Origin of the sequence: Streptomyces sp. NPDC047042 (assembly GCF_040644035.1) — a bacterium.
Taxonomy (GTDB): Bacteria; Actinomycetota; Actinomycetes; order Streptomycetales; family Streptomycetaceae; genus Streptomyces.
Map to the genome: position 1 here is coordinate 62,471 of NZ_JBEYVP010000052.1, position 11,224 is coordinate 73,694.

Annotated in this window: 13 protein-coding genes; 7 read left to right on the top strand and 6 right to left on the bottom strand. The window is 69.5% G+C overall.

Annotated elements, in window-relative coordinates:
- Window positions 1-318: 318 nt before the first annotated feature.
- Together ABZ855_RS41935 and ABZ855_RS41940 are read right to left on the bottom strand one after the other, a co-directional pair.
- Window positions 319-1,386, bottom strand: a complete 1,068-nt coding sequence (locus tag ABZ855_RS41935) for an S-adenosylmethionine:tRNA ribosyltransferase-isomerase (RefSeq protein WP_360817086.1) — start codon at window positions 1,384-1,386, stop codon at window positions 319-321.
- Window positions 1,383-2,078: an SDR family oxidoreductase gene (locus ABZ855_RS41940; RefSeq protein WP_360817089.1), complete on the bottom strand. Its 696-nt coding sequence runs from the start codon at window positions 2,076-2,078 to the stop codon at window positions 1,383-1,385. The genes ABZ855_RS41935 and ABZ855_RS41940 overlap by 4 nt, the downstream gene beginning before the upstream one ends.
- Before the next feature lie 185 nt (window positions 2,079-2,263).
- Here ABZ855_RS41940 and ABZ855_RS41945 point away from each other — a divergent pair, with 185 nt between their 5' ends.
- The 3 genes from ABZ855_RS41945 to ABZ855_RS41955 all read left to right on the top strand — a co-directional run bounded on the left by ABZ855_RS41945 (window position 2,264) and on the right by ABZ855_RS41955 (window position 4,436).
- Entirely contained in the window at window positions 2,264-3,409 is a 1,146-nt protein-coding gene (locus ABZ855_RS41945) for a GAF domain-containing sensor histidine kinase (protein WP_360817092.1), read from the top strand.
- Window positions 3,402-4,040 carry a response regulator transcription factor gene (locus ABZ855_RS41950; RefSeq protein WP_360817094.1) on the top strand — a complete coding sequence of 213 codons (639 nt, stop codon included), beginning with the start codon at window positions 3,402-3,404 and terminating at the stop codon, window positions 4,038-4,040. Before ABZ855_RS41945 ends, ABZ855_RS41950 begins: the two co-directional genes overlap by 8 nt.
- 150 nt (window positions 4,041-4,190) lie before the next feature.
- Complete coding sequence (locus tag ABZ855_RS41955; RefSeq protein ID WP_360817097.1) at window positions 4,191-4,436, top strand: chaplin; 246 nt, start codon at window positions 4,191-4,193, stop codon at window positions 4,434-4,436.
- A gap of 158 nt (window positions 4,437-4,594) precedes the next feature.
- Here ABZ855_RS41955 and ABZ855_RS41960 read toward each other — a convergent pair whose 3' ends face one another.
- Window positions 4,595-5,377, bottom strand: a complete 783-nt coding sequence (locus ABZ855_RS41960) for a hypothetical protein (RefSeq protein ID WP_360817100.1) — start codon at window positions 5,375-5,377, stop codon at window positions 4,595-4,597.
- 130 nt (window positions 5,378-5,507) lie between these two features.
- Between ABZ855_RS41960 and ABZ855_RS41965 the strand changes: the two genes are divergently transcribed.
- The 3 genes from ABZ855_RS41965 (at window position 5,508) to ABZ855_RS41975 (ending at window position 7,937) form a co-directional block, all read left to right on the top strand.
- Window positions 5,508-6,299, top strand: a complete 792-nt coding sequence (locus ABZ855_RS41965; protein ID WP_360817103.1) for an ABC transporter ATP-binding protein — start codon at window positions 5,508-5,510, stop codon at window positions 6,297-6,299.
- 106 nt (window positions 6,300-6,405) lie between these two features.
- Window positions 6,406-6,837 (top strand): NfeD family protein, encoded by a 432-nt coding sequence (locus tag ABZ855_RS41970; RefSeq protein WP_360817106.1) that lies wholly within the window; start codon window positions 6,406-6,408, stop codon window positions 6,835-6,837.
- A 146-nt stretch (window positions 6,838-6,983) separates the two neighbouring features.
- Window positions 6,984-7,937 (top strand): SPFH domain-containing protein, encoded by a 954-nt coding sequence (locus ABZ855_RS41975; RefSeq protein WP_360817109.1) that lies wholly within the window; start codon window positions 6,984-6,986, stop codon window positions 7,935-7,937.
- A gap of 114 nt (window positions 7,938-8,051) precedes the next feature.
- Here the strand turns inward: ABZ855_RS41975 and ABZ855_RS41980 are convergent, their stop codons facing one another.
- The 3 genes from ABZ855_RS41980 to ABZ855_RS41990 all read right to left on the bottom strand — a co-directional run bounded on the left by ABZ855_RS41980 (window position 8,052) and on the right by ABZ855_RS41990 (window position 10,074).
- Complete coding sequence (locus tag ABZ855_RS41980; protein WP_360817112.1) at window positions 8,052-8,558, bottom strand: HNH endonuclease; 507 nt, start codon at window positions 8,556-8,558, stop codon at window positions 8,052-8,054.
- Between the two features lie 144 nt (window positions 8,559-8,702).
- On the bottom strand, window positions 8,703-9,242 hold the full coding sequence (locus tag ABZ855_RS41985) for a YbhB/YbcL family Raf kinase inhibitor-like protein (RefSeq protein ID WP_360817115.1): 540 nt from the start codon (window positions 9,240-9,242) through the stop codon (window positions 8,703-8,705).
- 49 nt (window positions 9,243-9,291) lie between these two features.
- Window positions 9,292-10,074 carry a sporulation protein gene (locus ABZ855_RS41990; protein WP_360817118.1) on the bottom strand — a complete coding sequence of 261 codons (783 nt, stop codon included), beginning with the start codon at window positions 10,072-10,074 and terminating at the stop codon, window positions 9,292-9,294.
- 146 nt (window positions 10,075-10,220) lie between these two features.
- On the opposite strand from ABZ855_RS41990, the gene ABZ855_RS41995 reads away from it, so the two are divergent.
- Window positions 10,221-10,862, top strand: coding sequence for a DNA-3-methyladenine glycosylase (locus ABZ855_RS41995; RefSeq protein WP_360817121.1), 642 nt, complete (start codon window positions 10,221-10,223; stop codon window positions 10,860-10,862).
- Window positions 10,863-11,224: the final 362 nt, after the last annotated feature.

Genomic DNA, 11,224 nt, shown 5'->3' on the forward strand with positions numbered 1-11,224 from the left:
CGGATGGACCTCTTCGAATAGCGCGGAGGTCGCTCGATGTCCGGGGACAGGGGTGCTTCCGGCACAAACGCCGCGGGCGGAACCCGCGGCGCTGAGCGACGGCTGCCATTCTTAGCGGCCGCAAAATAATGTGGCAAAGGTGTGACGTACTACGAGGGGTAGTGGATCCGGGAAGGGCAAAATAGGACAGATCGGAGCGTCTTTCCCGCTCACCTAGTGGATGTTTGTCTCCTATACCCCCTAGTAAGTGATGCGCGCCCTATGTTCGGGGTCACACGCGCCGCCCCTTCGCCTCACTGCTGGTTGCGAGAGCAATGCTCAGCGTGAGGCGCCGTTGCGCGCCTCGGCAGGAAGGAGGAGGTGCACGTCCCCGAACTCGTGCCACAGATACCGCTCACGCAGCGCCTCCTCGTACCCCCGGTCGATCGCCGCCCGCCCCGCGACCGCCTCCAGCATCAGCAGATGCGAGGCCTCCGGCTCGTGCAGCCCCGTCAGCAGCCCGTCGACGACCCGTACCCCGCGCTCGGGCGTCACCACCAGGTCCGTCCAGCCGCCGGCCGCCCGGACCACACCCGCCGGCCCGGCCGCCGACTCCACGGCCCGCACCGCCGTCGTACCGACCGCCACGACCCGCCCACCCCCGGCCCGCACGGCGTTGATCAGCCGCGCCGAGGCCTCCGGCACCGCGAACCGCTCCGGATACGGCGGCTCGTGCGCCTCCGCGGACGCGACCCCGGTGTGCAGCCTGACGGGCGCGAACTGCACACCCCGGCTCACCAGCTCCGCCACCAGCCGCGCGGTGAAGGGCCGCGCGGCACTCGGCATCTCCGCGCTGCCCGCCCCGTCGCGGGACGGCAGCGCGAACACCGTCTGATACACGGACAACGGCTGATCGCGTTCCGTGTACGAGTACCGGATGGGCCGCCCGTGCTCCCGCAGAAGCGACAGCACCTGCCCGTCCACCCGCGCCCACCACAGCCGGGGGCCACGCAAGCTCAGCGGCTCCTCCAGGACCAGCTCCGAGCCCCCGGGCAACCGCACCGCCGTCCCCGCGGCCCCGCCCGCACGCACGCGCGTGGTGCCCGTCCCGTCGGGGTCCCGCAGCTCGACGGCCCATCGCCCGTCGTCCCCGAGCGTCGAGAAATGCACCACCACGCGCGCGTACCCGACCCATCCGTCCAGAGCGGCGGCCAGCGTCGACGACGTGTTGACGACCAGCAGATCCCCCGCCCGCAGCAGCCGGGGCAACTCCGAGAAGGCGTGATGCGTCACCGCCGTCCCCCGCGACACCAGCAGCCTCACGGCGTCCCGGTCCAGCCCCGGCCCCCGCTGCTCGGCGGGCACTCGCGCCGACAGCTCCTCCGGCACCCGCACGGCCAGCGTCATCGCCCCTCCACCAGGGACGGCGCCGAGTACCGCCCGCTCGCCGGCCGCTCGTCCAGCAGCCGCAGAAACGCGGGTACGACACTGTCGGGCGCCGGCCGCGGCTCGGCGTCGTCGGGTACGGCCGCCGCGTACAGCTCCGTCCCCATGTCACCGGGATCGACCGCCCAGACCCGCAGGCCCGGCTCCTCCTCCGCGAGCACCGCCGCCAGCTGGTCGAGGGCCGCCTTGGACGCCCCGTAGCCGCCCCAGGTCTCGTACGCCTCGGCCGCCGCGTCCGAACTCACGGCGATCACCGCCCCGGCCGCAGCATCCCTGAGCAGCGGCAACGCCTCCTGAACCAGCCCCAGCGCGGCCACCACGTTCACCTCGAGCGCCCGCCGCAGCCCCTCCAGGGGCAGCCCTTCCAGCCGTACGAGCGGTTCGGCGCCCAACGCGCTCGCGTTGCTCACCAGGAGATCGAGGCCACCCAGCTTCCGCGCGGCCGACACCAGCCCGGCGCGGTGACCGGCGTCCGTGACATCCCCGGCAAGGGCCTCCACCCGCCCTCCGTACGCACCGAGCGCCTCCGCGGTTGCGTGCAGCACCTCCGGGGTCCTGGCGTCCAGTACGAGATCCCAGCCCCGTTGCGCGAGTGCCGAGGCCAGCGCCCGCCCCAGCCCCTTGGAGGCCCCCGTGATGATCGCTACCGGCATGACAACCTGTCCCCTCGTCCCCGGCTGCCGAAGTGGCAGCACACCCAACGTAGGAACGGACCCCTCCCGGCCGCCTCGTCCAAGGGCCGCAATACGGCAGGGCCCTTCGCCCTAGGCCCTTCGTCGCAGGCGGGGCCGCCACAGGTCGGATACGCACTGTCACACCCCGCCGGTACCGTGAGGACATGAGTCAAGGACCCCGGTCCGGCCTGGCCGCGGTGAGCGCCGCGCTGCTGGCCATGAGCAGGCACCTGGAGGTGCGCGACGTCCTCAAGACGATCGTCGCCTCCGCCAGAGAGCTGCTCGACGCGCAGTACGCGGCGCTGGGCGTCCCGGACGACCACGGCGGCTTCGCCCAGTTCGTGGTCGACGGCGTCAGTGACGCCCAGTGGAAGGCCATCGGCCCGCTCCCGCGCCAGCACGGCATCCTCGCCGCGATGCTGCACGAGGCCCGCCCCGAGCGCCTGGCCGACGTCCGCGAGGACCCGCGCTTCGAGGGCTGGCCCTCCGCCCACCCCGACATGTCCGACTTCCTCGGCCTGCCGATCCGGGACGGCGAGGAGGTACTGGGCGCACTGTTCCTGGCCAACAAGAACTGCGTGAAGACCTCCGGGGACTGCGGCTTCACCGAGGACGACGAGGAACTCCTCTCCATCCTGGCCCAGCACGCGGCGATAGCACTGACCAACGCCCGCCTCTACGAACGCAGCCGCGAACTGACCATCGTCGAGGAACGCTCCCGGCTCGCCCACGAACTGCACGACGCGGTCAGCCAGAAACTGTTCTCCCTGCGCCTGACCGCCCAGGCCGCCACCACCCTGGTGGACCGCGACCCCGCCCGCGCCAAGGACGAGCTGCAGCAGGTGGCCGTCCTCGCGGCGGAGGCGGCCGACGAACTGCGCGCGGCGGTCGTGGAGCTGCGTCCCACAGGCCTGGACGAGGACGGCCTGATCGCCACCCTCCGCACCCACGTCCAGGTCCTCGACCGCGCGCACTCCGCGCGAGTGACCTTCGACAGCCGCGGGGTCCGCGCCCTGCCGGCGGCCCAGGAGGAGGCGCTGCTCAGGGTCGCCCAGGAGGCCCTGCACAACGCCCTGCGGCACTCCGGGGCCGCCCTGGTGGAGGTGACCCTGACGAAGCGAGGCCCGGGCGCCGTCCTGCGCGTCACCGACGACGGCAGCGGCTTCGACCCGACGGCGGTCCGCAGCGCCGGACGCCACCTGGGACTGGTCTCCATGCGGGACCGGGCGAGCGGCGCCGGCGGCAGCCTGGACGTGGAATCGGCGCCCGGAAAGGGCACCACGATCGAGATGGAGGTCCCCGGTGGCTGACGCAATCAGGGTGCTGCTGGTCGACGACCACCAGGTGGTCCGCCGGGGCCTGCGCACGTTCCTCGAAGTACAGGACGACATCGAGGTCGTGGGCGAGGCGTCGGACGGCGCCGAGGGAGTCGACCGCGCGCAGGAACTGAAACCCGACATCGTCCTCATGGACGTCAAGATGCCGGGGATGGACGGCGTCGAGGCGCTGCGCAGACTCCGTGAACTCGACAACCCCGCGCGCGTGCTGATCGTCACGAGCTTCACCGAGCAGCGCACGGTGATCCCGGCCCTCCGCGCGGGCGCCGCGGGCTACGTCTACAAGGACATCGACCCGGACGCCCTCGCCGGTGCCATCCGCTCGGTCCACGCCGGACACATCCTGCTCCAGCCCGAGGTCGCCGACGCGCTGCTGACCCAGGAGGAGACCCACTCGGGCCAGAGGAGGGGCGGCTCACTCACCGAGCGGGAAAGGGAGGTGCTGACCCTGATCGCGGACGGCCGTTCGAACCGGGAGATAGCCCGCGCCCTGGTGCTGTCCGAGAAGACGGTCAAGACGCATGTCTCGAACATCCTGATGAAACTCGACCTGGCGGACCGCACCCAGGCGGCGTTGTGGGCGGTACGTCACGGTGTGACCTGATGACCGGCAACTCGGAACGTTCCCTTCCGGGCTGAGATTCATACCGTCGTGGGAATGTCCCCCAGATGGCGCATCCTTCGTGGATCTCCGGCGTTCTTCAGTGCGTGCCGCGGCGACCTGCCGCGGTGAACGCAAAGGGAGGGCTCAGACATGAAGAACCTGAAGAAGGCCGCCGCCGTGACGATGGTGGCGGGCAGCCTGGTCGCCGCCGGCGCCGGTTTCGCCTCCGCCACGGAGGGCGCGCACGCGGGCGGCCAGGCCGTCGGCTCGCCGGGCGTCGCCTCGGGCAACCTCATCCAGGCCCCGGTGCACGTCCCGGTGAACGTGGTGGGCAACAGCGTCAACGTCATCGGCGCACTGAACCCCGCCTTCGGCAACCTCGGCCTCAACCACTGAGGTCCTGACCTCCGGCCTCCTGGGCACGCCCGGGAGGCCGGTCACCCCCCCAGCCCGTCCGGCGTTTGAGGACGAGGCCGTTCAGGCCGAAGCGAGGGCCTGGGGGCGGCAGCCCCCAGCAACGCCCACACCAGCAGACCCGCACCGCACAACAAACCTCACCGCACCCCCCGCTCCACCACAACGGAGTTGTACGCCGCGACCTGCGCCCGCCGAGCCGTCCGCTCCACCGGCCGCAACGCCTCCGCCCGCGCCGCGATCTCCGACGCGCTCACCGCCCCGCCGGGCCCGTTCTCCGACGCCACCGAGACCAGCAGCCCCACGCGTTGCGCCAACTCCAGCACCCGTACCGCCCGTGGCGGATACCCCGGTGCCAACACCTCGCGCCCCCGCTCCGCACGCGCCCGGTACGCGTCGATCGCCGCCTCCGCTACCGGCCCCGACCCGGCGAGGTCCAGCCGGGACAACAGCGCCGTCGCGTCCCGCAGTGCCTCCGCGAGCTCCCGCTCGGCCTCCCCGAGGGACGGCACATCGGCGGGCGGCGCCTCCCGTACCGGCAGACAGTGCCAGACGACCTCGACGTGCACGTCCCCGGCCGGCCCGGCCTCGTACACCTCAGGCACCAGCCCCAACGCGGCGCCCTCGCAGATCACCGCCTCCTCCGCCTCCAGCGCCCTCGTGTTGAACTCGGGGGGACCACTCAGCCCGAGCGGATGCCCGGGGGCGGGCAGGGCGATCCGCAGCCCGGACGCGCCGAGCGCCCGCAGCCGACCCAGCGCGAGCGTGAGACCGACGGGCGCCGACTCACCGGGCAGCCCCTCGACCCGGTGCACCGCGTCCTCCCCGATGACGGCCGTCACCGCGTCGTCCGGCGAAACAAGTCCGGCCAATAGGGCATTTCCCCATGCGGCCAGTCGTCCTGAGCGTGGTTCCGAGAGCATGCCCCCACCCTAAGGACCGACCGAGGGGCGGGACCGGCCGACCGGTGGCGTAGATTTCGTGGGGGGCTGCGCCCACGGGCGCACACGATTCGCGAGACTGGCCGACACTGCATTGGGAGACAACCCGCTCATGAGCGATGTTCTGGAGCTGGAGGACGTATCCGTGGTCCGCGAGGGCCGGGCTCTGGTGGACCAGGTCTCCTGGTCGGTCAAGGAGGGCGAGCGCTGGGTCATCCTCGGCCCGAACGGCGCCGGCAAGACCACCCTCCTCAACCTCGCTTCCAGCTACCTCTTCCCCAGCCAGGGCACCGCCACCATCCTCGGCGAGACCCTCGGAAGGGTCGACGTCTTCGAGCTGCGCCCGCGCATCGGCATGGCCGGCATCGCCATGTCGGACAAGCTGCCCAGGCGTCAGACGGTGCTCCAGACGGTCCTGACCGCCGCGTACGGCATGACGGCCGGCTGGCAGGAGGAGTACGAGGACATCGACGAGCAGCGCGCCCGCGCCTTCCTCGACCGCCTCGGCATGAGCGACTACCTCGACCGCCGCTTCGGCACCCTCTCCGAGGGCGAACGCAAGCGGACCCTGATCGCGCGCGCCCTGATGACCGACCCCGAGCTGCTGCTCCTCGACGAGCCCGCCGCCGGCCTCGACCTCGGCGGCCGCGAGGACCTCGTACGCCGTCTCGGCCGTCTCGCCCGCGACCCGATCGCCCCCTCCATGATCATGGTCACGCACCATGTCGAGGAGATCGCCCCGGGCTTCACCCACGTGCTGATGATCCGCCAGGGCAAGGTGCTCGCCGCCGGCCCCCTGGAGCTCGAACTCACCTCCCGCAACCTGTCGTTGTGCTTCGGCCTGCCCCTCGTCGTCGAGCAGGTCGGCGAACGGTGGACCGCGCAGGGCCTCTCGATGTCCTGAGACCACACGAACCACCTTGTGAAACGACTGGAACAACTGGAAGAAGCCTGTGCCAAGTTGATCGGCGCACTGTCGGTGACCAGGCCCGCGGACCTACCATGACGATGTGAACGACATCGACGCATGGGTGTGGTGGCTCGTCGGCGCGGTGGCGCTGGGTATCCCGCTCGTCGTGACCGCGATGCCGGAACTCGGCATGCTCGCGGCCGGCGCGCTGGCCGCCGCCGGCGCGGCGGGACTCGGCGCCGGGGTCGTCGTCCAAGTGCTCGTGTTCGCCGTCGTGTCGACCGCGCTCATCGCCGTCGTACGGCCCATCGCGACCCGGCAACGCGCCGACCGGCCCCGACTCCTGTCCGGGATCGACGCGTTGAAGGGCAAACAGGCCGTCGTCCTGGAACGCGTCGACGGTTCCGGTGGCCGGATCAAGCTCGCCGGAGAGGTCTGGTCGGCCCGTTCCCTGGACGCCCAACTCGCTTACGAGGTAGGCCAGGAGGTGGACGTCGTCGAGATCGAGGGGGCCACGGCGATCGTCATGTGACCTCGCACGACGCAAGTGAACGGAACGTCCACGGGGCAGCCGACGGTCTGTCACACTCGTCCAGCAAGATCTTCACAAGCAAGATCTTCAACAGGCATACGATCTTTCCGTAAGCGCCAAGGCGGAGAAGGGTACGGGGAGCCACGATGGAACCCATCATCATCGTCCTGATCATTCTGGTGGTGTTGGTCTTCATCGCCCTGATCAAGACCATCCAGGTCATTCCACAGGCGAGCGCCGCCATCGTGGAGCGGTTCGGCCGCTACACGCGGACACTCAACGCGGGCCTGAACATCGTCGTCCCGTTCATAGACACCATCCGCAACCGCATCGACCTCCGCGAGCAGGTCGTGCCGTTCCCGCCGCAGCCGGTGATCACCCAGGACAACCTGGTCGTCAACATCGACACCGTCATCTACTACCAGGTGACGGACGCGCGGGCGGCGACGTACGAGGTCGCCAGCTACATCCAGGCCATCGAGCAGCTCACCGTCACCACGCTCCGCAACATCATCGGTGGCATGGACCTGGAGCGGACCCTGACCTCCCGCGAGGAGATCAACGCGGCACTGCGCGGAGTCCTCGACGAGGCCACCGGCAAGTGGGGCATCCGCGTCAACCGCGTCGAGCTGAAGGCGATCGAGCCGCCGACCTCCATCCAGGACTCGATGGAGAAGCAGATGCGCGCCGACCGTGACAAGCGCGCCGCGATCCTCACCGCCGAAGGTATCCGCCAGTCCCAGATCCTCACGGCGGAAGGTGAGAAGCAGTCCGCGATCCTGCGCGCCGAAGGTGAGGCCAAGGCCGCCGCCCTGCGCGCCGAGGGCGAGGCCCAGGCCGTCCGTACGGTCTTCGAGGCCATCCACGCCGGCGACCCGGACCAGAAGCTCCTCTCCTACCAGTACCTCCAGATGCTCCCGAAGATCGCCGAGGGCGACGCCAACAAGCTCTGGATCGTCCCCAGCGAAATCGGCGACGCCCTCAAGGGCCTCTCCGGTGCCATGGGCAACTTCGGCAACCTGGGCGGCGGTTCGGGCGGCGGAGGCAACGGGGGAGGCGGCGGCGCGGAACGCCGAGAGAAGCCGTCCATCACCGACTGACATACGACTGCCCCCCGCGCCCCCCTAGGGGCGCGGGGAACTGCGCGACAAGCCACAAACAACCCGCAGCGAACGAACAACCAGCGGACCTGAACAAGCCATACCCGCACAAACCTACGCAGCCGGCTGAGCCAACCACTCCGGCAGCGCCTCGAAGTCGTCCTGCCCCAGAGCCAAAAGCATCGCATCGGCAGGCGACGGCTCGAACGGCAGCCGCAACAGCGGCATCCCCGCCTGCTCCGGAGTCCGCGCCGCCTTGCGGTGGTTGTCCTCCGCACACGACGCGACGGTGTTCAGCCAGGAGTCCTGCCCGCCCTGCGCCCGCGGCACCACGTGGTCCACGGTCGTCGCCCGCCGACCGCAGTACGCGCACCTGTGCCGGTCCCGGACCAGTACTCCGCGCCTCGACCACGGTGCTTGTCTTCGAAACGGCACCCGGACGTAGCGGCAGAGCCTGATCACCCGTGGCGCGGGTATGTCGACAGCGGCTCCCCGCATACGGATCTCGGGGTGGGCCTGCTCGACAACAGCCTTGTCCTGCAGCACCAGAACGACGGCTCGGTTCAACGTCACCGTCGACAGCGGCTCGAAGCTCGCGTTCAGCACCAGCGTGTCTCGCATCCAGCCCACCTCCTATGCTCACCGGCCCACCCCCTGGCGGGCTTGGATCAACTCTGGCCGGGCACGCCGAGATGGACAACGCAATAAAAAATGCCCGCCTCTGATCACTTCCATGACCAGAGGCGGGCAAACGTTCAATGAACGTCAGTCTTCAGCGGGAACCTCGTACTCGGCGACGAGTTGGGCCCGTGCGAGCGTGTGGAACCGCAGGTTGAAACCGACGACCGCGGGCGACGCGTCCGCGTCCGGACCCAACTTCTCCTGGTCCACGGCGTACACCGTGAACACGTACCGGTGCGGACCGTCCCCGGCCGGCGGCGCCGCACCGCCGAAGTCCTTCGTGCCGTAGTCGTTGCGCGCCTGGACCACGCCCTCGGGCAGCCCCTCGAACTTGCCGCTGCCCGCACCCGTCGGCAACTCGGTCACCGAAGCGGGGATGTCGAACGCGACCCAGTGCCAGAACCCGCTGCCCGTAGGCGCGTCAGGGTCGTAGCAGGTCACGGCGAAGCTCTTGGTCTCCGGCGGGAACCCCTCCCACCGCAGCTGCGGTGAGGTGTTGCCGGACGCGTAGACCTGAGCGCCCTTGAGGGTCGAACCGGCCTCGACATCCTCACTCGTGACCGTGAACGACGGCACGGGCGGATGGAAGTCGTGCGGCAGCGGCGGCCTCTTGAGTTCGGTCACCTCGGTACCTCCTGGTGGGATCGGTTGTCCTTGCGGCCTTCTCCGGCGACTAGAACCAGTTGCGCTTGCTGCCGACCTCGGCCAGCCACTGATTCAGGTACGCGGCCCAGTCGGTCCCCTGGTAGTCGTGCAGCCCCACCTGGAACGAGCGGAAGGTGTCACTGCCCTCGCTGAACAGCCCCGGCTTCTTGTCCATCTCCAGCACGACGTCCATCGAGTGCTCGTCGGCGACGAAGGTCAACTCGACCTGGTTCAGGCCCCGGTACTGCGTCGGCGGGAAGAACTCGATCTCCTGGTAGAAGGGGAGCTTCTGCCGGGTACCGCGGACGTGCCCGCGCTCCATGTCCGCGTTCTTGAAGCGGAAGCCCAACTGGATGAAGGCGTCCAGGATCGCCTTCTGCGCGGGCAACGGGTGCACGTTGATCGGGTCCAGGTCACCGGAGTCGATGGCACGGGCGATCGCCAGCTCCGTGGTCACGCCGATGTGCATCCCCCGCAGCGGCTGGCCGTCGATCGTCGTGATCGGCGTCTCCCAGGGGATCTCCAGCCCGAACGGCACGACGTGCACGGCACCGGCCTGAACCTCGAAGGCGCCGCCCAGCCGTACCTTCGTGAACTCGACGTCCTGCTTGTACTCCTGGTCGCCGCCCTCGACCTCGACCTTGGCCTGAAGCCCGACGGACAGTCCTTCGATCTGCTGGTTGACGGAACCGCCCTGGATTCGTACCTCACCCTGGACCACACCACCCGGAACGACGTTGACCTCCGTCAACACCGTCTCGACCGAGGCCCCGCCGGCACCCAGGCTCGCGAGCAGCTTCTTGAACGCCATGTCTCTCCTTCTCCAGCGATCCCTAGCGATCCCTTGATCCTTAGAAACGCGATCCGGCCGTGGCCGGTTCCGCTCTCACCCTGGCAAGGCGGAGGCATCCTGGCCACCCCGTTCACCCGGACACGCCTGCACTACGCTCGGACGGCATGATCGCGCCCGCTGACCGTACGCCCCTCCCCAGGGACTTCTTCGACCGGCCGGTCCTGGAGGTCGCCCCGGATCTCCTGGGCCGAATCCTCGTACGCACGTCCCCGGAAGGTCCGATCGAACTGCGCCTCACAGAGGTGGAGGCGTACGACGGCCCGAACGACCCCGGCTCCCACGCCTATCGGGGCCCCACGGCCCGCAACAGCGTGATGTTCGGTCCGCCCGGTCATGTGTACGTCTACTTCACCTACGGCATGTGGCACTGCATGAACCTGGTGTGCGGCCCCGAGGGCACGGCGAGCGGGGTCCTGCTCCGCGCCGGCGAGATCATCGAGGGTGCCGACCTCGCCCGCAAACGTCGAATTTCGGCCCGAAACGGCAACGAACTGGCCAAAGGACCGGCCCGCCTGGCCACGGCCCTGGGAGTGGACAGAGCACTCGACGGTACGGACGCCTGCGCACCCGGGGCCGCGCCGATCACGATCCTGACGGGCACCCCCGTTGGCCCGGGCCAGGTGAGCAGCGGTCCGCGCACCGGCGTGGCCGGCGACGGAGGCGTCCACCCCTGGCGCTTCTGGATCACCAACGACCCTACGGTGAGCCCGTATCGGGCCCATGCGCCCCGTCGTCGCTCAACTTGACGTGCCCTTGGGGGGTCCGTAATGTAGTCCGAGCCGCTTGAACCGGGTACGGCGATCGCCTGCAGCCGGAAGTGGCCAACCCACTACCTACGACTCCCTTTCCGCGGGGGCAATTTCGGCGTGCCTGCATGCTGAATTGCGAACGCGAGGAACTCGATTATGAGTTGCCGAGGGAATCGGCTAACGTAGTGAATGTCGAAAGGCCGACAGGCGAAAGCCGAAAAGCCCGAGACGAGCCAGCCGACAGGGAATCGGATCAGAAAATGATCTGATAGAGTCGGAAACGCAAGACAGCAAGACCGAAGGGAAAAGCCCGGAGGAAAGCCCGAGAGGGTGAGTACGAAGGAAGCGTCCGTTCCTTG

Coding starts and splice junctions, on each gene's coding strand:
- ABZ855_RS41935 (WP_360817086.1), bottom strand. CDS start 1,386: ATGACGCTGGCCGTGCGGGTGCCGGAGGAGCTGTCGGCGCGAGTGCCC.
- ABZ855_RS41940 (WP_360817089.1), bottom strand. CDS start 2,078: ATGCCGGTAGCGATCATCACGGGGGCCTCCAAGGGGCTGGGGCGGGCG.
- ABZ855_RS41945 (WP_360817092.1), top strand. CDS start 2,264: ATGAGTCAAGGACCCCGGTCCGGCCTGGCCGCGGTGAGCGCCGCGCTG.
- ABZ855_RS41955 (WP_360817097.1), top strand. CDS start 4,191: ATGAAGAACCTGAAGAAGGCCGCCGCCGTGACGATGGTGGCGGGCAGC.
- ABZ855_RS41960 (WP_360817100.1), bottom strand. CDS start 5,377: ATGCTCTCGGAACCACGCTCAGGACGACTGGCCGCATGGGGAAATGCC.
- ABZ855_RS41965 (WP_360817103.1), top strand. CDS start 5,508: ATGAGCGATGTTCTGGAGCTGGAGGACGTATCCGTGGTCCGCGAGGGC.
- ABZ855_RS41975 (WP_360817109.1), top strand. CDS start 6,984: ATGGAACCCATCATCATCGTCCTGATCATTCTGGTGGTGTTGGTCTTC.
- ABZ855_RS41980 (WP_360817112.1), bottom strand. CDS start 8,558: ATGCGAGACACGCTGGTGCTGAACGCGAGCTTCGAGCCGCTGTCGACG.
- ABZ855_RS41990 (WP_360817118.1), bottom strand. CDS start 10,074: ATGGCGTTCAAGAAGCTGCTCGCGAGCCTGGGTGCCGGCGGGGCCTCG.
- ABZ855_RS41995 (WP_360817121.1), top strand. CDS start 10,221: ATGATCGCGCCCGCTGACCGTACGCCCCTCCCCAGGGACTTCTTCGAC.